General features: G+C 34.4%; 13 protein-coding genes and 1 pseudogene. 1 reads left to right on the plus strand and 13 read right to left on the minus strand.

Going from position 1 to position 24,885, the window contains the following annotated elements; genetic code table 11:
* Positions 1-236: 236 nt before the first annotated feature.
* The 8 genes and pseudogenes from QNJ50_RS08995 to QNJ50_RS09030 form a co-directional block, all read right to left on the minus strand.
* Complete coding sequence (locus tag QNJ50_RS08995; protein WP_300634322.1) at positions 237-608, minus strand: DUF1823 family protein; 372 nt, start codon at positions 606-608, stop codon at positions 237-239.
* A 373-nt stretch (positions 609-981) separates the two neighbouring features.
* On the minus strand, positions 982-3,084 hold the full coding sequence (locus QNJ50_RS09000; protein WP_300634325.1) for a cation:proton antiporter: 2,103 nt from the start codon (positions 3,082-3,084) through the stop codon (positions 982-984).
* A gap of 1,535 nt (positions 3,085-4,619) precedes the next feature.
* On the minus strand, positions 4,620-6,317 hold the full coding sequence (locus QNJ50_RS09005) for a SulP family inorganic anion transporter (RefSeq protein WP_300634328.1): 1,698 nt from the start codon (positions 6,315-6,317) through the stop codon (positions 4,620-4,622).
* 1,230 nt (positions 6,318-7,547) lie between these two features.
* Complete coding sequence (locus QNJ50_RS09010; protein WP_300634332.1) at positions 7,548-7,889, minus strand: cupin domain-containing protein; 342 nt, start codon at positions 7,887-7,889, stop codon at positions 7,548-7,550.
* Entirely contained in the window at positions 7,886-10,768 is a 2,883-nt protein-coding gene (locus QNJ50_RS09015) for a glycerol-3-phosphate acyltransferase (protein WP_300634335.1), read from the minus strand. Before QNJ50_RS09015 ends, QNJ50_RS09010 begins: the two co-directional genes overlap by 4 nt.
* A gap of 949 nt (positions 10,769-11,717) precedes the next feature.
* Positions 11,718-13,625, minus strand: a complete 1,908-nt coding sequence (locus tag QNJ50_RS09020; RefSeq protein ID WP_300634338.1) for a cyclase family protein — start codon at positions 13,623-13,625, stop codon at positions 11,718-11,720.
* Between the two features lie 956 nt (positions 13,626-14,581).
* A pseudogene (locus QNJ50_RS09025) lies at positions 14,582-14,890 on the minus strand (ferritin-like domain-containing protein); the annotation flags it as partial.
* Positions 14,891-15,023: 133 nt separating this feature from the next.
* Positions 15,024-15,719, minus strand: a complete 696-nt coding sequence (locus tag QNJ50_RS09030; protein WP_300634341.1) for a rhomboid family intramembrane serine protease — start codon at positions 15,717-15,719, stop codon at positions 15,024-15,026.
* 379 nt (positions 15,720-16,098) lie between these two features.
* On the opposite strand from QNJ50_RS09030, the gene QNJ50_RS09035 reads away from it, so the two are divergent.
* Entirely contained in the window at positions 16,099-18,216 is a 2,118-nt protein-coding gene (locus tag QNJ50_RS09035; RefSeq protein WP_300634345.1) for a serine/threonine-protein kinase, read from the plus strand.
* Between the two features lie 255 nt (positions 18,217-18,471).
* Here QNJ50_RS09035 and QNJ50_RS09040 read toward each other — a convergent pair whose 3' ends face one another.
* The 5 genes from QNJ50_RS09040 to QNJ50_RS09060 form a co-directional block, all read right to left on the minus strand.
* Positions 18,472-18,651 carry a hypothetical protein gene (locus QNJ50_RS09040; RefSeq protein ID WP_300634348.1) on the minus strand — a complete coding sequence of 60 codons (180 nt, stop codon included), beginning with the start codon at positions 18,649-18,651 and terminating at the stop codon, positions 18,472-18,474.
* Positions 18,652-19,046: 395 nt separating this feature from the next.
* Positions 19,047-19,433, minus strand: a complete 387-nt coding sequence (locus tag QNJ50_RS09045; RefSeq protein WP_300634351.1) for a hypothetical protein — start codon at positions 19,431-19,433, stop codon at positions 19,047-19,049.
* Positions 19,434-19,615: 182 nt separating this feature from the next.
* Positions 19,616-20,779, minus strand: a complete 1,164-nt coding sequence (locus QNJ50_RS09050; protein ID WP_300634353.1) for a hypothetical protein — start codon at positions 20,777-20,779, stop codon at positions 19,616-19,618.
* A 304-nt stretch (positions 20,780-21,083) separates the two neighbouring features.
* Positions 21,084-23,468, minus strand: a complete 2,385-nt coding sequence (locus QNJ50_RS09055) for an NACHT domain-containing protein (RefSeq protein WP_300634357.1) — start codon at positions 23,466-23,468, stop codon at positions 21,084-21,086.
* Between the two features lie 1,178 nt (positions 23,469-24,646).
* On the minus strand, positions 24,647-24,885 hold a 239-nt coding region (locus tag QNJ50_RS09060), incomplete at its 5' end, for a hypothetical protein (protein ID WP_300634360.1).

A 24,885-nucleotide genomic window follows, 5' to 3' on the forward strand; every position in this document is an offset into this window, starting at 1 on the left:
GCATTACACACACTCAAATAAACATAATGTACATTGATAAGCGAGCGACAGGGGGCAAGAAAAAATAAGTTAAAGCTTTGTTTTTCTTACTTCAAGTCATCACTTATATTAAAGATTTATTGCCTAACTATATTGCAAAAAGAGTTGATTTTGAAGATTAAATTATCTTCCGAATCAACTCTTTTTGGTTACATTATTTTTATCTACATATACTTCTGTATTTATGAAGTTGAGTTTTATTGATTACCCATTAAATCCATATAACTAAACAACCAATTTGCAGCGGTTGCTCTCCTTGTCTGTCGGGGTCCAAACTCACCAATTTTGTAACCCTTAAAGCCAAGTTTTTCCTTGAGGATTTGTTTATTTCCCTTTGGAATAGAACGAGTAAGTTTAACTGTTGGGGGGCGCTCGGCAATAAAGTTTGGTGGTTCCGGGTATTCTTCTCGCCACTGGGGATCGGCTGCTGTACTATCCCACTTTTGGGAATTAGGATCGTAACGATAACCAAGACAATGCCATACAAGCTTATTTACCGTCGCATCATCGATTTGGTCGTTAAGAATTGCCCAAATGGTTTCGGTATTTAGTGGTGGTAGTTCGGACATGAAAGTGAATTTCAGAAGTGTTTCACTAGTTAGAATAGATATCTAGCACAGAAATAGATTAAATCGCAACAGTACAAAAATTAAGACTGGTATCTAAAAGAATAATCACGATATCTCATATCTTGCACCTCTGAGTATAAACCACGAAAACCTTAAAATCGCCGCAATAAAGCTACATTCTTTTACTTGATTTTTAGGGCTAAGTTAAGCGTTCATGCTTAATACTGAGTAATGAGAATACATCAATTTTTATTGGTGCAAGATGTAAGATATATAGTTTATAACTCAAATTTATTGACGATTACCCCAACTTCCTTGGGAAGAGAGGAAATGTAAGATATTTTGGGTAATAATACGGCTTTACAAGCATTCTCTAAACCGGATTTGGTTCTCCAAATAAGATGAGTGAAGAATCTAATTCTTTAAGTATTTCAGTTGTTAAATCACTAACTGCTAATCCACCAGCTGTACGACGACGAATTGAACTTAGAATAACCATATCGTACGAAAAAGCTTTATTGCTAACTGTCCCAACTACATCATCATTACGAATAATTTGAATGACTGGTTCTGTATTCGATGGATTGTTCTGCAGATATGAGGCAAGCTCTGCCTCAAATAAAGCAACTTGTCCTTCAGTAGTTACACGTGGACAAACATGCAACAATGTAATTTCTGCTTGGTTGATGTTAGCAAATAGTAGAGCAAATTGGATGATGCGAAGGGAATGACTGGTGATATTTTTAACTGTTACGAGTATGCGACTAATGTTATTTGGTTCTTTTGTTAGGCGCATCACAGTAACCGGACAATGGGAAGAATAAAATACACTATCAATAATATTTCCAAACAAACGTGCTTGAAAACTGTCTGTTTTGCTCCAACCCATTACAATTAAGCTTGCATTTTCTTCTCTTGCGACGCGGCAAATTCCCTGAGCTATATCATCATCAATCCTGATAACTGGTTTTACTTGAGCTTGAAATTCTTGACCAATTTTACTTGCTTTGAGCAATAACTGTTTGCTTCGGCGCAGTGAGGTATTTAAACTTGGTTCATCCATGTTAAGATGAGCCTTTGTAATTGAAACTGGTATGACTTTTCCTGACTGATTGCGGGCTAATAATGCTCCCACTTCAATTAAATATTTTTCTGTATGGGGATTGCATACCGGAACAACAATATTAAAGCGATCATTAGAAGTATTATCTACTTCTTCTAACTCTAAACCCAAGTACAAATTTTCTGTGTCTGTGTACCAGATATTTAGACCTGTATTTGTTTCTATAAGTGAGTTAGGAACATTTAACCTGGGAGCAAATTTTGCTGTTAACACAGGACCAAGAATTGATGTCACTAGCATTAGAACAATAACTGAGTTAAAGACGGAATCAGTTATTAATCCTACGTTTTTACCAACCAATGCTGCAGCTAGGGTTGCAGCTACTTGTGGTAAAGATAAAGACCACATTGTTAGGGTTTCGTTCCAATCGTAGCGGTAGAGGAATTTTGCTGTTAGTGCGGCTAAAAATTTGGAAATGATTAACGCTCCAACAATTCCCAGAGTTAGCAGCAATTCGGAACTCAAGCTAGATATAAAGCCAGAGACGTTTAAAATCAGCCCCATATCCACGAAGAAAAATGGAATAAATAAAGCGCTTCCCAGAAATTCTATTTTTTCTTCTACAGGAGAACGACCAACCACATCGTTAACGGCTAAACCAGCGAGAAATGCTCCCACAATTTTATCTACATTAATAACTTGTGCTCCTACTGATGCCAAAAATACTGCTAAAAGCACAAATAAAAATTGATTGCTTTGTTCGTCTCCCGTGCGTCGGAAATATTGTTTCCCAGCCCAGTCAAAGCCAAGCAAAACTATGACTGAGTAAATCACCAAAGTTGCTAATTGAACCGCCAAACTGACAGCAGAAAATTCTCCACCATGGATAGATACACAAATTGCTAGAACTAAAAGCGCGGCGATGTCAGTAAAAATAGTTGCTCCGATGGTAACTGTAACACCTTCATTTTCTACTACTCCTAAACGACTAACAATGGGAAAAGCTAAAAGAGTATGGGAAGAAAGGAGAGAACCAATTAAAATGGAAGTATTCCAATCAAAATTGAACGTTTTGCCTAATATAACGCCGAAAATTAGAGGAATAGTAAAGGTTGCAACACCAAAACCAAGGGAACGTTCTTTCGTTTTACGAAAGTTCTCCAAATCTATTTCCAGCCCAGCAACAAACATTAGGTAAATTTTACCGATGTCTGAAAGCAGCTTCATCGTCTCGCTATCTGTATTTAAAAGTCCTAATCCATCAGGTCCAAGGACTACCCCAGAAGCCAAAAGTCCCACAAGTCCCGGAAGTCGAAATCGCTCGAAAATTGGCGGTACGGTTAAAGTTACCAGCAGAAGAATAGTAAAAGACACTATGGGGCTGTCTGGTAGCCAGTCAAAAAATTGTGCCATTATCCCCAGATTGTTGGTGATTTTAAGAAATTGAACTCACTGATAAAATTGCAATACGGTCGAGATAAGTATGATTTTCTTGGTAGATACGGGATATGATGACCTAGCGATCACAAAATACCTATAGCCAGAATCGAAGTCGGCACGCTTCTGCTATTTGCTAGCGTATCTCTACGGTTTTATTTGTTTCAAAAAAAGTCTTAACTGAACTGTATTGGATAAAATTGGGTCTTAAAGCAATGAAATTCGTTAATAACGAGTTTCAAATGTTTACTTCCTCAAGCCCTTTAATGATTTGCAGAAATTACCAAAGTCCCGATTGAGAAGCAAGTAGTAATCAGTAAAAATATATACAACAAGATTCCCTCAAATCTAGCCCTAATTTATTTAAGAATATAAGAATCACCGTAACCTTAAGTTGATAATGCAGGCTATACCGTTATCAAAAAAACGGAAAGTTCATCAAGCTTAAAGTATGTAGCGACGGTAGCGCCTGCAAAGCGTATGCTTAAAAAACTGAAGTGTTAGCGCAGCATCTCCTATTTATCAAAATTTGTTTTTAGGTATAGGGAAACGAATAAGTTTTTGCTTACTTACTCAGTCAAGCTCATTCTTACTCTATCTAAAAATATCTTATATCTAAATTTGTTAAATAAATACCTTATTGTAGTTGTTTATTAAAAAAATAAACACCCAACTTATTTTATCAGATTAACTTTGAATAAAAATTATTCTTTTTATACGGTTATTCATTGAATAAATATAAATAAAATAAAATTTTCAAAAGACATATTTCCTTAGTACCTTAGTATTTATTTTTTTATCTATCTTCTCAAATCGTTTTTATGTTACAGAGTATAATTACGCACGATAATAAAAAAATACAGTTAAGTCATTTTTTGTCAAAAAAATAACAGGCTCTGAGATAATACAGAGCCTGTGGCGTAGGTGTTAGCCTCTATCCCTTCTCCAGCAAGAAATTTAGGCTTATCTGAACGGTATTGAATTATAAAACCTTGAACTAGTAGTTCACAACAGAGATTTTTAGCAGGTAATTTCTTGGTCTGTAGTTGGGCTTTAGTCTTGTTTAATATATGTTTTATGTGCTAAAGCGCAACTACAAGCATATCAAAACTATTTCGACAGACCACTGGTGCTTTGTAGGATTAATTATGACATATTTGTTTGTAGTCAAAAGCCCCCCAGCAACATAAAATTGTAAATCTCTACAAACCCGGCAAGTTAATGTGATGGAGTACCAGGTTAATTTAATACATTATATAATTAAGTGGCATATCCACATTGCTCGTTCAGGTAAGGGATAAGGCAGAAATAAACAGAAATTGTGCTAAGGTTTACAAAAAACTGCGAATGAGTCCTTTATTTAGAGATGGAAGCTGAAATAGTTAAGTTATATTACTTAAAATCAAAACACAAAGGAAAATACAGGGAAGTCTTCGTGTCTTGCTATTATATCTCTCCAAATAGTTTTCACAACCTAAAAAGTTGAATTAATTCTATCTATTATTTACCCTTCAACCTTGTAAAGAGAAATCTGAAGCTGAAGTAACAGGATTGTTATCAATTTCCTGTAGATATCCTACTGCTAATCTCAATGCCTCTAATCTATCCATGACAAGATTCTGCTTTGGTAAGATATCAAAAATTCCTAATTTTTCTAGTCTTCTCTTAATAGAACCCGCTGCACCAACGATAAATACTTGACGACGCTTCTCAAGTGCTTCTTTAATAGTGTTTTCAATTGCTAATGAAGAAGTAACACCAAGTACGGGAACATCACTTAAATCCAAAATCAAGACATCGTGATCTTCCATTGCTGTTTGTTCGCGGGATATTGCTTTGGATACCCCAAAAATCATGGGACCACTGAGATGAAATAACAAGATGCGACCATTTCCTTGATCGAGTAAATCCTTCTCATCTTCGCTCATGAGAATTGCATCATCTGCATCAGTAATCGTTTTTACATCTTTAGATTGGAGATTACTCAGGCGTTCGATAGTTAATATATTGGCAACAAATACACCTACTCCCACAGCTGCAATAAGGTCAACAAATACAGTAAGACCTATCACGCCATACATAATTAATGCTGCTTTTGGAGATACTTTGTGAGCGCGTTTGAGGAAGCTCCAATCAATAATATCTATACCAACTTTTAAGGCAATACCTGCTAATACAGCTAGGGGTATATCTTGAGTTAAAGGTGCAGCCCATAGAACTACTACAAGCAAAATCATTGCTCGGGTTAAACCAGAAAGAGCAGTGCGACCACCACCTTGGATATTAACCACAGTTCCCATGGTTGCACCAGCACCAGCAATACCACCGAATAAGCCAGAAACTACGTTACCAATCCCTTGACCGATAAGTTCTTTATTTGAATCGTGCTGAGTACGTGTCAGACTATCTGCAATAACCGAAGTAAGTAATGCATCAATACAGCCAAGCATACCTAGAACCAAAGCATCGATGAACATGATTTGGAACTGAGATGGGCTAAATTGAGGCAACTGTAATGCAGGTAAGCCAGTAGGTATTTCACCTATTCTCCGAATATCAACATCACCAAATACGAAAATTGAAATTAATGTTCCCAAGACCAGAGCCACCAACTGAGGAGGAACCCATTTTTTTATCGCAGATGGTGTAAATAAGAGAATTGCTACTGTCAGGGCACCTAAACCTGTTTCAATTGGATTGATGTTCTGTAATAGGGTGGGTATGTTTTGAACAGTTCCAAGTACACCACCTTTCGGACTAGCCTGTCCTAAGAATGGTGCAGTTTGAAGAATCACCAGGATGATACCGATCCCAGACATAAAACCGGAAATTACCGTGTAGGGCATTAGGGTGACGTATTTACCCAAACGCAACGCCCCAAAAATAATTTGCAAAGCCCCAGCCATCATGACCACAGTAAATGCCATGGCTAACCCTTGTTCGGTGCCATTAGTTGCAGTTAAATTGGCAATTACTGCAGTCATGACCACCGTCATTGGTCCGGTTGGCTCGGAAATTAGTGTTGGCGTACCGCCGAAAAGAGCGGCGAAAAAGCCTACTAATACTGCCCCATAGAGACCAGCCTCAGCCCCAGCCCCAGAAGCAACACCAAAAGCCAAAGCCATTGGTAGAGCAATAATGGCAGCAGTTAAACCACCAAATAAGTCGCCCTTGATATTTCTAAAATGAATGCGATTAGTTATCTGCATTTTCAGATTTTTTTTAATCAAATAAACAATGATTGACTGAGAAAATAGGAATGATTCCGATGTGATATAACCACACATTTATAGCAATTACCTGATTTTTGAGACCAGAAAAAGTAACACAAGAAAAACTTACTGTTATTACTTGCATTATTGTTTTTTTGCTAAATTATGTAAGGAAAATAATGAGTCCAATGATAAAGGAGTGGTAGTTATATCACTTTGATGCACAACTATTTAAGACCTTAGTTAAGTACTTTGGCCTGGAAAATTTAATCTGTATTAAAAATAGCTTACATGGTTTCAAACACTATTAACTACTATCTGAAGTGCAATTATAAAAAAAATCTTAGATATGTTCCATAAGAAAAAGTTTACGTTTCATTCGTTATATATTGAAAAAGCAGATAATCCATAATTTATTATCTATGGAATTCATAGTTTTTGGTAATAGATTTGTCACATTACATGGTGTGCTGAGTAAGTTATTCTGCCTGATATACATAGATCTAAGCTTGTAATTGTAAGTTTTCATTAATATATTCGAACTCAATGTAAAAAAAAGGTGTTATGGATTTTTCCTGTCTCCCTTAGGATGTACTCTAACTAAAATAATAGGAATGTGAAACTGTTAAACAATAGGATAAGAGAGGATTTCAGTGATATTTCTTTACAATTTATCCCGCTATCTCAAAACCATTCCACTCGTAATTGGTTATGACTACTCCTAGCTTATGGACACATTCTAGAATTTAGAAAACGTAACAATGAATCCGTAAATGCTAATTCTAAATAACATGAGATAAAAATCTCTCCATATATTATTTCTAGAGAAAAATCAAATCGCTGATAAGTCAATTTTTACTAAAGTTGATAAATTAATTTTTACTAAAAACTAAACAAAATGTTCCCCTGACATAGTATGGGAAAGATATAAAAATATAAACTTTGGCTAATAAAAAATAGTAAGCAAGATATTCAATGTCAACTAGCAAAGGACTATGATCTGGCAGAGTAAGATTTGAAAGTAAGATTTGAAAAATAAAAATTTCTAACGCTTTTACCCAGGATTAATCAAATATCAGGCGTGAAATAAGCACACGTCGAATATGTTACCTGATTGCAACCTAGGCTTAATTATCAATAGGTAGTGCAATGCCCAGGTTGCTTTCTGGGCTTCTAAATACCGGTATTTATGAGCATTATCTTGAGTAGAAGTCGTAATATTTAACTTCATTGACTAGTTTTTAATCCAAAGTAGGTAAGAACTAACTCCAGATCACTATTATTCCTTATTTCGTGAACTTCACCTGGTTCCACTACTGCACAATCGCCAAGAAAAAGAGGATATTCTCGAGCATTTATAGAAATAACTCCAGAACCAGACTCAACAAAGAATACTTCCCACATATCTTGATGAGCATGAGCAGGTGAAGTTTGTCCTGGAGCAAAACGTGCTTGAGAGAAATTTGTGAGGTGAGGTAATTCACCTGCACGCAAAATTACCTTTTTCCTTATTTCAGGGTTATGAGAAACAGATTCTTCTGCTAGTTTACTGAGGGAAATAAATTTCATTCTGGTCTTAGATCGTTATCAATTTCCACAATACCGCTAGAGCCATCAACTGTAACTTTTTGTCCATCTTGTAACACCCAAGTAGCATTTTTGACGTCCATTATTGCAGGGATACCATATTCCCGAGCAAGAATAGCTCCATGGGAAAGTCTACCACCTGCGTCAGCAATTAAACCCCCTGCTCGAACTAAAATTGGTGCCCAGCCAGCATCTGTGTAAGGTAAAACCAAAATTGTATTTTTATCGATATCTATACTTGCTTCAAAGCTGTGCAAAACTTTGACCTTTCCTTGAACTTTTCCTGGGCTAGCTGGAATACCTTGTAATATTTGTTCGGATACTTTATTCGCAGATTCCAAAGGCGATAAAGGTGCATTGCCATATACTAACAGGGGAACTCGATTGAAATGTTTGTCTTCCTCGAACTTTTCCTGACGTTTTACTATGAGTTGAGGCAAATTATCCAGTAAGCTTGTATTGCGACTTTCAATAAGAGCTTGTACTTCTTCTAATTCTAGAAAAAATATATCTCCAGGTTGTTTTAGTAAACCGCTTTTTAACAGTTGTTTTTCTAAAGCTAAAAAGGACCATCGTAATTCAGCTAGCAGTCGAGAATAAACTTCTGATACTTTGGCTTTGAGGTTGATTCTTCTTTGTACTGCTCCTTGATGTTTGCGCGACTGCTTTTGACGATTATTGTTTAGTGGTGGAGTATTTCCTTGGATCAATTGCACAAATAATTCTCTGACGACTTGAGGATTTTCCTTCCAAGTAGGAACGGCGATATCCGTACCGACCTCACTTAAATAACCATAATTTTCTAAAAATTGGTTAAATTGAGTCAGAATTTTTATACCCTGAGATGTTTGGGCTAGTCCTTCTAATACATCGTCAGGTTCTGGCTTTGGTAATATTTGTTTAGCAGCAATTGCTAATTCTGTTAAGGCTTTGAGTGCTGCGACTTCTGGATCTTTTTGACGATCAATTTCAGAATCTTTGGTTCGCCAAACTGCTTGTCGTAATGCTGCGCTTAAAGGAGCCAAAATACTGTAATAAGTTGTGCGACGCAGCATTTCCAAAATAAAATTAATCCTTTCCAATAAAAGCTTAGGCTCAAGATTATCGCCGGGTAATTCTTCTAGCTCCGATAAGGCTGGAGTAAATCTTTGACGCAAATCCCGTTTAAAATCTTTTTCCAAACATAATTCCCTAACTAATAAACGTAGAAGTCCAGGAATATTTCGTAATGTCGATTCGATAGGTGGTTTGGTAAATTTAGCTCCCCTTGTCAAAAATTCCAAACTTTCTGATGGTAATCCCATCCGATTAAATATCTCTCCCAGGAGAGATGCATTAAAATAAGCTCGAGAGAAGTGTAAAGTTGCAGTTTGGTTAAAATCTAATCCTAAAGCTCGTTCTGATAATACAATGCTAAAAATAGTACCCCAGACACCACAGGTAAGGGGGCGATTAATGGACCAAGTTAAAGGACAAATTGTCCCTGGAATAACTTCTGCAGCAATTTTACGCGTCCAAATCGGTTGTAAAGTTGTAATCGGTCGAGCTTGTAATACCCACAAAGTTTGCCCATCATAACACCATTCAATATCTTGAGGAATGCCGTGATAGCGCGTTTCGATTTGTCGCGATAGGTAAGCCACTTGTTTGATCAATACTTGTGGAACTTTACCCGAACCTTCCAATTGAATTAAAGAATGGTTTTCCCCATCTGTAACAAAGGCGCGATATTGCTCTGGAGTCACCTTTCCCGAAACCACTTGGGTGGGGCTACCCGGTAAAGCCTCAATTACTACTGCATCAAGTTCTTGACTCATGGGATCCCGACTAAAAGCAACCCCCGAAAATACCCCACGAACTTGTTGCTGGATGAGGATTCCCATTGCTGCGGATTTCAAGCCGCGATCGCTACGATATTGTAATGCTCTAGGGCTATCATAGGAAGCTTGAATTTTGACGATTGCTTGTTGTAGCCCTTCTTTTGTTGTGACGTTGAGAATTGTATCGTATTGTCCGGCAGCAGAAGAATATTCTGTATCTTCACCAATAGCTGAAGAACGTACTACTAATGGCGATAATTCTGAAGGTTGTAGATAATCAATTAATGGTTGTGGATCGTCATAGGGTAAAAGCACCCAACCCTTGGGAACGGGATAACCCCACTGATTAATTTGAGATAATCTCGCAGCTTTTTCTCCCACAAATGCTGCATCTAGATCGTCATCAAGGGATAATATAGTTTGTTCGCCACGAAATAACTGAAATACAGCTTGGGAATCAGCTTTCGCTTCCTCTGGAGATAAATCTAAATCATCAGGGATTTGAGTATAAATCCAAGCTATTAACCCGGATAAGGCAACTGCTGCCAGAATTTTCGGAGTATCATCAAAATGTAAAACCGCCACAATAATTGGGATCGTCACCAATACCCCGAACTTAGCTATGGTTCGCGATCGCAAAATACTAAAACTAATACTGGCAAATAAAAATATAAATACCGATGCTAAGGGATCATGAAGTGCAAATCCCCAAACAACATTTGTCGTTCCCGCACCTCTACCAATCCAATATCTCCCAATTACTAGAGCAAATAAACCAATTAATTCCCAAGCCGATCCGTGACCAAAAAATGTTCTCGCAATTAAAACTGCAACAATTCCTTTCAATGCTTCAGAAAGAACTGCCAATATTCCTACTAGCGTACCACCATGGTAAAAAGCAGCAGAAACGCTAATATTCCCAGTGCCAACCCTCACTAATTGCTGTTGGGTCAAAGCCTTTGTAATCCAAGCAATTAGCGGAACTGCACCCAAAATTGGGCAAACAATTAAAACAAGTAAGGCACCCCATAGTTCGCTCATACGTAAATTATGTTATAAACTTTAGAATTCGTTTCCCATTTCAAATCTAAAGCTTTTCTGAGTATTTCGGGGCAAATTATAGGTCAAATTAAGTAGGGGCGTTGGTTACGTTCTACGCCCCCATTGTTCGCTAATATTAATTTATTTGATTTTTGGGTGTTATACAAGAACTGATAATTTTAGAGATATTCTAGCTATGTTTAGAATACAGCAATAACAGTAAGGGAAAAACATGATTAACCTCAAGTCATTGACCTCAAAAATGGTTAATTTTAAGCATCAATAATCTTGAGGATTAAATCTTGAGTCTCAAATATTGAGTATTAATATCTATAATCCCCCTACGTGTTTTCGTATATTAACTGCACTAAAACACTTACTACACCCTAGTTTTGTACTCAATCAATAGATATTTAGTTAATAGCGTAGGCGGAACTGAGTGCCCAAATAATTAGAGCGGTAATTGACCCCAAGATAAAAATACTCGAAATCACAACTAATTTTGGAGAGTCAGCACCCTCAAATTTCATGATTCCTCTATTTAAGTCGGACATAACGAAAACAACCCCTTCTATTATGGCTTTGCGACAAAACTAATAGGTTTGTTTCGATTTTAGTCTCTAATTTCTACTTAAATGTAACTTTCTTAATACCATTTTTATTAAGCTTTGTAATCGTTACACATCTACACATAACTTTATCTTTCAGAAAAATATTTTCAAGTATTACGTATTTAAAAGGTAGATTACTATACAGAAAAAATATAGCTTTCAGATTTTTAAAATTATACCAATTCAATAAATCATTACAACAGATTATCCCGTAGAGACGCGACAGAGGCTAACGCCGACGCCGCAGGCTCTGTCGCGTCTCTACAAAATTTATTTGTCTCACTATTTTTCCAAGTTGGTATTAGACTTTAAGATAAATGATTTGACTTCTTGTCAATTCAACTATTACAAAATGCAAGTACTCCAGCAGGAGAACCCGAACCATCACTCAAGCGTAAAACTCCAATAACTAAAGTTGTCCCGGTGGGAGATAACTGTTCTAAATTGCTCAGATTTTCTAATACAATGCGGGGTTTTTCTAATACTAAGTGGTTAACAGCGAAAGTCTTATCGTTACCCGAATCGACTCCGTGAGTATCAATACCAACTCCAGCAATTAGCCGTTTTTCGAGTAAAAAATGTACTGCATCAAGACTAAAACCTGGAAAGTGTAGATTTCCTTGGGGATCCTGTGGAAGAAAAGCATCGCAAGCACCCCATTTGTCTTTCCAAGCCGTATTCAGTAAGACTAAAGACTCAGAAGGTATTTCTCCATTTTGTGTTTCCCAAGCAAATACATCTTCAAGAGTAAGTTTATAGTCAGGATTAGCTAATGCTTGCTTCCGAGCATCTATAACTACTGCGGGTAAAACTAAAGAGTCTGCAGGATATTTATCGATACCCATGCCATTCAAATGAAAACTATTAGGTGCATTAACGTGAGTCGCACTGTGTTCCCCCATTGAGAAACGACGCAAATAATAACCATCATCAGTCAAATTGGCTACTGTTTCAAATTCTACTGGTGGGTCACCTTCCCACTGGGGGATACCAGTATCAATTGTGTGACTGAGGTGGATGACACGGGAGTAACTAATAAAGTTTTGGGAACTCTTTGATGTAATTTTTGATCTGGTTTTTGCTGTAATTTCTGTTTTATGGGTGTTTTGTTTCAGATTAGAGAAAGTTGGGTTGGAGTTCCGCGTTAACCTGGCTAGTGTTGCTTCCATGACTGCTGAGGTTTGACCCGTTACTGTAAACACCAATGCTTCCCGATAAATTCTTTGGGCATTGTGATGAGTGTAGTTAGCCGCTCCACTAGAAACAGTAACACAAGCATGGGCGATACGTGCCGCAAGATCTATTGACCATGCTCGTAATTTTAACTTTACAGATAATTCTACATCTGCGGGCTGCTGGCTTATTTCCCTAATTTGTTGTCGACATTCCCTGAGTTCTTTATTCAGAGACTCAAAAGCTGTTTGAATAAACGGAAAAGGTTTTTTTTGTAATGTCGATTCAATGAGGTCTAACCCAGCTAAAGCACAACCTATCACCATAGGAGTACTTTTAAGAACCTTGATGTGATCGTTATGATTTATCCAACTAGGGGCTTTGACTGCAACAACATTTTCCAATGCTAAGAACCAACTATTTAAAGTTGCACTCACTGTGTTGGTTGATGTCATTGCTGCTAAGGACGCGGGATCGGAAAACGTTATTGAACCTCCACCTTGCTGTTGTGTTCCCTGGAAAGGTACAACTCCAAAAACCGCACGACCATCTGACAAGGTCGCAGCAACAATAAAGTAATGGAAATAACCATATCCTGTCACCCAAGGGACAAAACCATCTAATTGATATCCTCCAGGGACAGCGATCGCTTCAGTTAAAGGTTTTCCCTGACGACGTAATTGGGAAAATCCAACACCTACCAATAATTCTCCAGTTCCCATATAGGGGAGATAATCTTCTTGCAAATGAGAATTGCTACTGTTTACCAACATACTTCCGGCGCTTTGATGTTGGGTTTGTAAGAAAGCTAAAGCTCCAGAATATCTAGCTACTAATTCTTGAAAATCACTAAAATCATTTTGTCCTAATTCCTCTCCACCCCAACGATGAGGAACCTTCAAAGCCAATAAACCCAATTCACCAAGCCCTTTAAGTGCTGTGAGTAAACTATCTGGATTGGAATCTATATCATTGGCTATGGGTGCAACTCGGTCGACTAGATAAGACTTAGCAATATCTAAAAGATTATTGGCTCCCCTTGTAGAAACTGGAAAATTATTCTTACTTTTCACAGGCAGTACTGAAATTATTTTTCTGTCCTGGCTTACCTATAAGAATATCTTACTCAAAATTTATACATAAGAGATCGCAAATAATGGGGAAGAATAAATAATCCCCCAAGACCCATGTTAATCGAGACCTGAGGGGTTCAAATGTTGCAGCAAAAAGTGAATCACTCTTTAGTAAACAACTATTAGATTAACTTCGGATTATAGCCTGGTTAAAATCACTTAAAGGCTTGCATGAAGTTACACTTTATTTTATTAATTACTTGAGAAAATAAAAGTAATATTTCACACCTTTGGTACGAATAAGATTTTTTGATGATTCTGTTCGTTTTCTTATAGCCAAATTTTATGATAAAGTTGCCTAGGGCACTTAAGGGGGAAGACCCCTCACTCCTTGCATATACGAATTAAGCTTAGGACTATTAGTTGTAAAAGTTAATTCCGATTAGGTTTCCCCCTTATTACTATTTGTCACCCTGGGCGTAGAAGAAGGGTTATTTAATGTATCACCTTCTTCAGCGCTCCCCCTTATTTAGAGAGAATTATAATTATATTCGCTCAAAAATTACCCATTCATTGCATAGTATAATTAAATACATTTAATTAAGAGGCAAGGTAAAAACAAAAGTAAAATGATTTATTCCGACAAATTTTAAATCAGCTATATCTAAAGTCTAAAAAAACTTAATCCCAAATTTCAATGTTCTAAAAGTTACTTCTAAAAGGTTTAGTTGGAGTAAATTTAATAGTTGTGGGATACAAGTACAGAAATAAAGCTGTGCGATCGCAAGTAATAAGTTTTATATAAATAAATAATCAATAGTTCAGTCTATTTGCGTAGTAAATTTACTTTGTGAAAATCCCCTCGAACACTAACGATTATAAAAACTATCTGTTTGTGTCCGAAGGAGGATATAGGTAATTAGCAGAATAGTCTAGCTTGAAGCTTAAAAGTAGATTTAAGCAGCAGCAAATTCTGTATTTGCTTCTGTTTCGGATGCTACGCTATCCTGCACTAATAAAGGTTGTTCCTCTTGGCGCTGTAACAAATTGCCAGCAAATACCCACATAGCATTAACCTTACGTTTGCGCCATTCATCTATCAAGACTTGAACTTCATTTGCAGACATCCTGCGCATCATTGCTTCATACAAATATGCTGCATGGCTTGTTTCATCTTGAGCTATACTGAGCATTCCGAGTTTTAAGGCGCGAGTAACAGTATCTTTTTCCGGTAAAGTGTTTGCCATACGGGTAAAGTCTTTACTCTTTTTAAAGTTGGCGATCGTGTTTCCATGACATAGAAAACTGAAAATTAGCTATCCAAAATTGGAAATATTTTAGGTAAATAAAATAGTTGAAAGCTAATACCAGAAGAGTGAATAGCCTTTGGAGGTGATTTTAAGATCTAAAACGCGCCCAACTCCCACCAACGAATATACCTGCAGCATGTGCCCAGTATCCTGCACTACTAGGATTTACTCCACCATTAATATTTAAACTACCAACACTGTAAAATAACTGTTGTAAAAACCACCACAAAAGATACAACGAAGCAGGTACTTCTATGGGAATAAACACAATTATTAAAGGCAAAATAGTATCAACTTTAGCCTTGGGAAATCTAAACGCATATGCTCCTAAAAGAGAAGCGATCGCTGCATTTGCACCAATTAAGGGTACTTTCAAAGTAGGTTCAGCTAAAATTTGGATTAAACCAGTAATAACACCACAAATCAGATATAAACTTAAAAATTTGCCATGACCAAAGGCTTTCTCTACCGATTTACCAAAAACCCATAAAAACAACGAATTACCTAATATCTGACTGAAACTCCCATGAAGAAACATTCCTGTGAGTAAAGACGTCGAACTTAATATAACTACTATCCAAGCTGCAGGATTACCTGAAATTGCATCGGCAATTGCCAAACTAATTTTACTGGGAATGACTCCCCAACTGTAAATAAAATTACTTAATTCGCCACTTAATTCTAGTTTTAGTTCCCAAAAAAATAACATTATATTAATACCAATCAGACAGTAAGTGGCTACTGGTATCCTTTTACCGCGAACATTATCACTAATAGGTATCATTGCAAGTTGGAATTTTATTAGATTTTAGATTGCAGGACGTTTGAGTAAAATAACAGATTAATAGTAAATATTCACATTTGTCTCACTATTTAAAATCTGTCTTTAGTGATAAATAACACTTTTAAAACAGAGGAAAAAATATTTTATTTTCTTACCCCTCAAAAACTAAGTAATAGCTGACTATACTAATTTATTTATCAATTTGAAGAACCTAATTTTTAATACCTCAACTTATAAATCGATAATGATAGATTTAAAGAGCCGAAAATATTCAATTCTTACGAAAGGTATCAAAACTACACTATAAAAAAAACTTGATGCTGGTGAATATGGCAAGATTGAAATTAGAATATATCGAAACACGCGATCGCAAACTAAAATGTTGGCAAAAATACTTGTTGGACGGTACCAAATTGTCAAACATTTAGGAGGAGGTGGTTTTGGGGAAACATATATCGCCCAAGATACCCACTTACCTGGTAAACCTGAGTGTGTTGTCAAAAAATTAAAAGCTCAATCAACAGATTTATTGAACCTGCAAACAGCTAGACGTTTGTTCGATACAGAGGCTCAAGTTTTACATAAATTAGGAAACCACAATCAAATTCCGCAATTATTAGCTTACTTAGAAGAAAATCAAGAATTTTACCTCGTTCAAGAATTTATCGCTGGTCATGACCTTTATCAAGAATTAATACCCGGAGAGAAAAAAAGCGAGCAGGAAGTAATTTCTTTGTTGATAGAGATTTTACAAATATTAGAATTTATTCATCAGCAACAGGTAATTCATCGCGACATTAACCCTGGAAATATTCTGCGTAGAGAACAAGATAACAAATTAGTTTTAATAGATTTTGGTGCAGTTAAACAAATCAGCACACAAATATTTACTCCGGAAGGAAAAACTAAATCTACTGTAGTGATCGGTACTCCTGGATACATCGCCGCAGAACAAGCACAGGGTTCTCCCAAATTTAATAGCGATATTTATGCTTTGGGGATAATTGGGATTCAAGCATTAACCGGACTTGCTCCCGAAGAATTAGAAAAAGATGAAGAAACTTATGAGATTATTTGGCGAGATCGAGCACAGGTTAGTCCTGGGTTAGGACAAATTTTAGATATGATGGTGCGCTATGATTTTCGTCAGCGTTTTTCTTCAGCAACTGTTGCATTGGAATCTTTGAGAAAGTTAGAACGGCAAAAAAATCAAACATCAAAAACATTTCTTATTTCTCCGAAATTAGAGCAATTAAAACCTGCGATTTCCTCCAAAATTAATTATAAAAAAATTATTATTAAATCATTAGCTGCAGTTATTTTAGTAATTACTGGGGGTCTTATATCTTTCTCATTAGTAAAGATTATAGGTAAAGAAAATGCTAATGAATTATATAAGAAAGCTAATACATTTTATGATTTAAAACAATATGAAAATGCGATTAACTCTTATGAAAAATTAGTTGATATTAAACCCGATTTTTCCCCAGCCTGGAATGGTTTGGGTAAAACATTTTATGATACAGGAAAATACCAAGAAGCATCAGAAGCTTATAATAATGCAATTCAGCTAGAAAATAATGATAAACAAGCATGGATAGGTAGAGGATTAAGTCTATACAAACTAAAAAAATATGAAGATGCTATTAGCTCATTTGACAAAGCATTAAAACTGGATGAGAATCAACCAGAAGTTTGGAATTCAATGGGTGAAGCTTTAAGTAAAATTAATCGATATTCCCAAGCAATTTATGCTTACGAAAGAGCAACTAATTTGAATCATAAGTTTGATGTAGCTTGGAACAATAAGGGACAAGCCTTACATAAACAACATCGCTATAAAGATGCAGTACAAGCATATAAACAAGCAACGGGTTTAAAAATTGATTATGTTGAAGCTTGGTATAATTTAGGTAATGCCTATGCCAGATTAAAAGAGCATAAAGAAGCATTTGAAGCATATGAGAAAGCTGTGCAATACCAACCAGATTATTCCCAAGCATGGCTATCTAAAGGTAATATGCTGATTAATCTGGAACGTCATGAAGAAGCAATTGAATCTTTTCAACAAGTAATTAAATACCAACCCAAAAGCTATAAAGCTTGGTTTAATAAAGGTTGGTGTCTGCACAAAATTAAACGTTATGAATCAGCAGTTGATGCTTACGACCGAGCAATTGAAATTCAAGGTAATGATTATAATTCTTGGTATAACAAAGGTAATTCATTATATAAATTGAAGCGATATCAAAAAGCCATCGAAGCTTATGATATGGCGATTATCTATCAACCAGAACATTTTGAAAGTTTCTATAGTAAAGGTAATGTTTTGTTTGATACGAAACGCTATAAAGACGCAGTTACAGCATATGAAGCGGCGATCAAAATAAAACCAAATGATAAAAAAGCTAAAAGAGCCCGCAATAGAGCTAAAGATAAATTAGAGGGTCGTAAATCTTCTTTTTTTGGAAGAAATTTTAGAATTAAATTGTGGTAAATACAAATGCTCCTTTTTAAGAGGTATCTCAAGATTCTCTCATTATTAAACTAAAGGTGCTTTGGAAACACTCAAATTTCCTCGAAGCAAAATTTATCATTATTCCATAATCATGGAAATAAATTATACATAAATATAGATCATTGACTATTAATTACATAATCAATGAAATAAGGGTAACATAGCTTTAAAACTTAATTAGGATATCATCTTAAAATTATTATTTTAAACTCCTCACACGAAGAATTGCTATTCTTAAGAATTTACTGAAATATCATCTATTTCATGAGATCTTTGTTTCTTTTGCGTGCTATTGCTAATAATTTCAGAACTTTTATTTGTACCTGAATCATCGCCACAACAGCCATCATCCCATTTATCATCTGGTTTGTGATTGCAAACTTTCACCTTGGTCTGCTTTGGTTGATTTGACATGATTACACCTATTTAATTGTAGCATTTGTCAGGCTAACGACCTTATTATAAACCTTTGTGGCAACAAGCGGAAATAAGTGGCAATAAGCGGCATTTTTAAATCGAAGCGAGGTTTGAACTGGATAAAACTCACTACATGTAAGGGTTGTAATAAATAAAAGATGAAATTTTTAAATTCTTCAAGGCTGAATAAACGCACCAATTTGTAACCGAACTAACCCGCAAATCGTAAAACTCAAGAAAGAGCTTATACAAGTGTTTCTCTATGGAAGCGCGTCGATTCAAACAAAATTACACGCCTAAAATATCTGCGTCGCGAACAGAAGAGGATTATAGATTATTAGAATGAGGATTTATAGGTGAGTTTTGGGACAAATTTTTCCACAAGAGACATCTTATTCTGGTGTCAAATAGTAAATATTAACTCGCTCTGGATCTATAGTCCTATTCCAAGTTTTATTTTTATTTTTAAAACCTTGTTTTCTAAAAAATAACGTTACCCCAATTTCTTTAGGAATAATAAAACTTACGTATCCATTATCATCAGTTTTTTTTGTTGCAGGTGAACCATTTGATACTATTAACTTAACTTCTACATTTTCAATCGGATTTTTATTAGTTTCATATAGCACTAATATTTTCATTTCTAGATATTCTTTTTTTGGGTTAGATACCTGTTCTGGAAATTTTACGGTGTCGATGAGGTCTCGGATATTAAATCTAACACCTGCTAGAACTAATGAAATAACAGCGACAGCACCAACCGAAGTCTTTACCCACATAGGTAATCTATGAAAATTTAATTTCATGAATTTGCTAATTTACTTAGGATAATTCGATTGTATACGGTATCTCAGTGCCGAAGTAAAATTGCCATTATATTCCGTATATGACCGTAAAATTCAGTTAATGATTAAGATTTTCCAGCTTATCAAATACTATATTTTTAAAGCGAGTTGAAGAGTTATATTTTTCTGTTAGATATTTTGTTCTGAATATTATTAGCAGATGATTCCTCTTTTACAGACGGTAATACTCTATCTAAAATATAATTACTTCCGAAATAGAATAACGCAATCCAAATAATTGCAGGTAACGTTACAGATAATAAATTATTAGTTTCCTGGCTAGCTGACATTTCAATGGCGATAGTTAATAGCATAGCTGTCATTCCATTTTGATGACCGAACATAACTCTAGCCTTACTATTCATGGAATCTTTTATAAATATCTGAGTTACTATAATTTGTGCCACAAAGAATGTTGCAACTGCTAATATAAATCCAGAATACCAATATAGTTTTACATTTGCAGACATTAACCCTAAAATTAATGCACTTAACAAAAATATTCCAGAAGTAATCCTTGTAAATATTTCTGATTCAAATGGTCTAATAAAGAGTCCTATAGTTGCAGGTAATAGAAAAGATTTAAATATGATGCTATACAAAATAGTTAGGATGATTAATATTGTATCTATAATTAATTTCTGACGGTATTTTATGATAATTTTTTGCTGATAAATTGTATAAATTTGATATACCAAAAAGCAAATAATAATATCTTTCAATATATATGAAATGAAGTATTCAGCAAAATTGAAGTTTTCTAAAAGTAAAGCTGGTAGAAAAATATAAAAAGCAAATAAGACAGTTATGGGGTCGTCAAAACTCGACCAAGCTCTCAGTATAGTTGCGGACTTTGAACTGATTTTACTACATTCTAAAGATTTTCCTGCTGCAATTGGATCTATTTGAGCTATCACTGTTGCACATAAATAAGATGTAGCTCTAATTTGAGGGGATAAAATACTTAAGAGAAAACCTGGGATTAAAATTTTTAACGGTACACCAACAAATATTACTTTCGCAATTGAATCTAAACATCCTTTGAGAATACTTCTATCAATACCAAGAACATTTATATATAATCCTACAGCAATAGAAGCATACATAATTTCCTGAAGAAAAGGAATATTTCTAGCATCAATATTTAAGTAAATTGCTGACCCATAGGTTCCTAATCCTAACGCTGCTGAAAAAAATATAAATCTTGGCAGCATATTACTTTGTATTAGAAATTTAAATATACATAATAATATTATTATATATAATGCTAGCTGCTGCATATAAATAATATTTTTTTAATGATTATTTGATGCAAAAATATTTAAAAATAATTGGTTATTTAAATTTTTATTTGGCAAATATAAATTTAATTCATGTTTATTTATATATTTAAATATATGAATTAAATACACCCTAGTGATATGGTTATCTCGCTCTATTTTATTTGAGCAATTATATGATGAAATTAGATCCAAAATCTAAAAAATATTTTAAGATTTGAAAATAATAGGACAGCTAAAATCAGTCATAAAAAATTAATCTACATCAAAATGTAGAACGATATAGTCCTTAGGCTTGTGGATATCAAGAAGTCAATAAATTTGCTGAAATTTTATGGGTTGGTAATAGTAAATTATTAAATACTTCGTCACGTAATCCCTTAGATGAATAGCTTTCTACCTGAATACACTCTAAAAGTAGATTATTAGCATAAATATAATCTCCTAATATCTTACTATCTACTTTATCAAAGTGTACTTTATGACCAATATCTAGATGCTCAAGCATTATTAGTCTTAATTTTTCAGCCCAATCTCTCCATTCAATACGTTCGAAAGTAGTTTCAGGGATTGATTTTTTTGCTTCTTCCAAATCTGTAGCTAAATCAACATAGCCAATTTGTTTGGCTTTATTAATTGCTAAAATAAAATTTTCACTAATGTTTTGCGGCTGGTAAAACTTGAAACGCTCTTTTGTAAAGTCACTAGCCTTTTGAGGAATTTGCGATCCATTATATTCTTCTGTATAAGAACCTACGGCTAACGCTAGGATACCAGCCAAACCAGATATAAGCTTCGTTTTTTCTGTTGCAGGTGTGAGTTTTTTTCGCTTCATATTAAAGCTTCTCATATCTGTAGATAGTTTTCCTGCAGGAATTCTGTCTATATCGATTTCATGACTGATGTAAAGGTCCACGTCCAAATCAATAGCGAGATAAAAAGCTCTCCAAGAACTGGATGCAACACCGGAATTTTCAGTTATTCTATCTAACCACGCAAGCATATCCTGCAATAATTGGTTATTTTTAACAATTTCGTTAGTACGTTTAAACATCAATATGAGAAACTCATCAGCCTTAGCTTTATTAAGACGTTCAATAATCAAGACAAATACTTGTCGCCATCTGCGTTTTGTTAAATTTTCTTCTACAAATTGATTTAAATAAACAATCTCTCTATTCTCTACAATGTACTCAGCAGCAAAATACTCTTGAAAAGTGAGATGGGAAAAAGAATAAATTCCCTTTGCCCTTTTAATGATTAAACCATAATAAGCTTCAATTTCTTTTAATACCTTATGAATTTCAGCTTCAACACTAATACTTTTCAAAAAGTTAATCATCTTATCTCGTAATTCCCATTCTTTCCATAAAATTTTTTTAGGTTTATGATTTAGCCCGTCATAAGCAATTTCACTCAGCATTGCTATTTTGCGCTGACGTGGTAGCTTTAAATATAAATTTCTGTCAATTCTACGGCTAGCATCCCACCTTCTTAAGAAAGAATCTACTGCATCTGCATACAGTTCATAACGGCTATTTGTAAAGTCATAAGAATCATCAAAGATACAACATAGAATTGTTAGTAATAGTGGATTTGTTGCTAGTTCCTTAACATATTCATTTGTTTCCAACTTCTTAATAAACTTTTGAGCAACTTTTCCTTCTCCACGTTCAGTAAACCATTTGTATACAAATTTTTTTATTTGGTCCCAGCCAAAATCTGCGGCTTCAACTTCTGTAAAATCTTTAAATACGTAATCAGTAGTGCCTGTACGACAAGTAACTATAAAATTATTGTCTGGATATGAAGTCGTCAAACTTTCTATTTCTTGGTAAATTCGATTATCATCCAGTTTTACTTCATCTAAACCGTCTAACATAATTAAAAACTCTCCTTTTCTGAGCAAAGATTGAATTATTGCTTCAGAATTTGGAATAAATTTAAATTCATTTATAATTGCATTTATTAATTTGTGATTACTATCGCTTTCCACAAACTCTTTAAGTGAAATGAATACTGGAATAAGTTTGTTAACTGACTCTTCTAGATTTGAGTTTATCGCCAAATATTTCAAAAAAGTGGTTTTCCCACCTCCTGGTTTTCCCCAGACAATAAGCTTTTTATAGTGCTTTACAGCTTCTGAACCGGAAATTAGATTTTCATCATTTGAGAAAGCTAAACGTTTAGGGCTTTTATCTTTGTTCAGTTCTAACTCATTTAGTAATTTTTCAATAGTGTGCTGCTTTTGTCCCTTAATATCTTTTGAAATATTAAATTTCACATAAATATTGTTTATATCTACTGCCTCATTCATATCAAGAACCCTCATAGTACTACACTTCCTTTTTAAGTGTTTCCAGTAAGGTTCTAACCAATCATCTCCCAACTCATTTTCAGTAGTTTCAATTTTTATCAATTGTCGTAATGCTTCTCTATAACTTTTTTTCTTTAGAAGAATATTACACAAATAATTAAGATTTTTTTCCTGCATTTTTGGTAGCTTATCAGCATTGAAAAAACCTCGTATTGTCCGAGCAGAGATTAAATCATCCCTGGGATCGTCTAATTCTTCTTTATATACTTGATTTAACTTAGTAATCAAAGACTTAGGTGAAGAGCCAAATTGTTCTGCGTAAGCTTGCTTCAAAGCTTCAAAAACTTCTTTATCAACTTGAATTGCTGCCATTTTATTTCCCTTATAAACAACGATCCATATACAACACTATAAAATATTAGTATTATTTATTACTTTTACTACCAATATATAAAATAAATATTTACATGCCAATGTAGAGCGTATTTAGCAAATATAAATACTAAATTCACTCTATTAAGAGATTAGCGGCTATAAACAACAAAATAAGTATATTACATTACTAATATATTACATTATTATTTTACAGAAAAAATATATTTTTCCTATCGCATTAATAGAGTATTATCTACTATATTTAAAATTATAAATTGCCTTAAAAATTAACATTAAATATGTATTTGATATACATAACAAATTTTATCTAATTCAATTACGAATTAGGCTTATTATTTTATGATTTCATAAACAAAATTCTAATGCAGTTTAAAAAAATATATAAACTGAATTAGATGTGAATAAATTAATTCAATTGTCATACTCAAACAAGACACACACACATTTGTGTGATTACTTCTTGTTCATGTGCTTGAGTATAACATTTTACATTCTAGGCAATTAAAAGACTTAACATTAGCTTGCCACCACACTAATATCTAACTACGCACATAAATATTCTTGAAATAATACAAGAACTACTTATTTTGCTCATAAATATCTAGAAAAACTAAGTTAGATAGAATTTACTTCTCTAGATGTTTGCCTTAGGAATACACACACTATTATCTATATGTTTAGAATAATATGGATATATATAATTAGTAAAAATTGCCATGAATTTCCGCCTATTGCCGCTTAATTCTGACACTATTGATGCAGTAAAGTTAGTATAATTTTTTTGTTATTGACAAATTTAGATTTTAAGCGATCATTAATAAACCATTTCTGTATGAAGGTATAATTGATTATCTTCAGAGGTAACTTATATCTAACAACTCTGAATAATTGGAAAAAATAGATCACAATTCATACAGAACTGGTACTGCAATTAGATTTCAGCTGTACAAGTATAATTTACTTGTAGCTTCTCAGCAACTACGCCCTTAAGTAAAGGTTGGATATATCCTAGAAAATTAACCAATATATATGGTGTAATTTTTATGAATTCTATTCTTTGGCTCGAAGAAAGTGATTTTAATTTGTCTTGTATAGAGCTCGAAATTATGTGATTCTCTGTTTGCTTTGGCGTTCATATTTTTCCAATTAATGGGTTAGTTTAGTTGTATTTTATTTGCTTGTTCGTACGTCATCACACATTTACTCTGTTCTAAGTTTATATTTATTGGTAAAAAGTCGATATTTGTTTTTACTAAAGTACATCCTAAAGTTTTTGCCAGTAACACCAGAGCGAAACAGCAATTCTCATTTTGAAAAATTAATATAAGCAAATACAATCTACTTACGTGATAACAAGGTAAATTATTCGCAACCATTTGTCGTGGATAATCAA

The sequence above is a fragment of the Mastigocoleus sp. MO_188.B34 genome (genome assembly GCF_030065675.1).
GTDB lineage: Bacteria > Cyanobacteriota > Cyanobacteriia > Cyanobacteriales > Nostocaceae > Mastigocoleus.

Excerpts from the sequence above, each read along its gene's own strand:
- QNJ50_RS08995 (WP_300634322.1), bottom strand. The coding sequence starts at position 608 with ATGTCCGAACTACCACCACTAAATACCGAAACCATTTGGGCAATTCTT.
- QNJ50_RS09000 (WP_300634325.1), bottom strand. The coding sequence starts at position 3,084 with ATGGCACAATTTTTTGACTGGCTACCAGACAGCCCCATAGTGTCTTTT.
- QNJ50_RS09005 (WP_300634328.1), bottom strand. The coding sequence starts at position 6,317 with ATGCAGATAACTAATCGCATTCATTTTAGAAATATCAAGGGCGACTTA.
- QNJ50_RS09010 (WP_300634332.1), bottom strand. The coding sequence starts at position 7,889 with ATGAAATTTATTTCCCTCAGTAAACTAGCAGAAGAATCTGTTTCTCAT.
- QNJ50_RS09015 (WP_300634335.1), bottom strand. The coding sequence starts at position 10,768 with ATGAGCGAACTATGGGGTGCCTTACTTGTTTTAATTGTTTGCCCAATT.
- QNJ50_RS09030 (WP_300634341.1), bottom strand. The coding sequence starts at position 15,719 with ATGATACCTATTAGTGATAATGTTCGCGGTAAAAGGATACCAGTAGCC.
- QNJ50_RS09035 (WP_300634345.1), top strand. The coding sequence starts at position 16,099 with ATGTTGGCAAAAATACTTGTTGGACGGTACCAAATTGTCAAACATTTA.
- QNJ50_RS09040 (WP_300634348.1), bottom strand. The coding sequence starts at position 18,651 with ATGTCAAATCAACCAAAGCAGACCAAGGTGAAAGTTTGCAATCACAAA.
- QNJ50_RS09045 (WP_300634351.1), bottom strand. The coding sequence starts at position 19,433 with ATGTGGGTAAAGACTTCGGTTGGTGCTGTCGCTGTTATTTCATTAGTT.
- QNJ50_RS09050 (WP_300634353.1), bottom strand. The coding sequence starts at position 20,779 with ATGCAGCAGCTAGCATTATATATAATAATATTATTATGTATATTTAAA.
- QNJ50_RS09055 (WP_300634357.1), bottom strand. The coding sequence starts at position 23,468 with ATGGCAGCAATTCAAGTTGATAAAGAAGTTTTTGAAGCTTTGAAGCAA.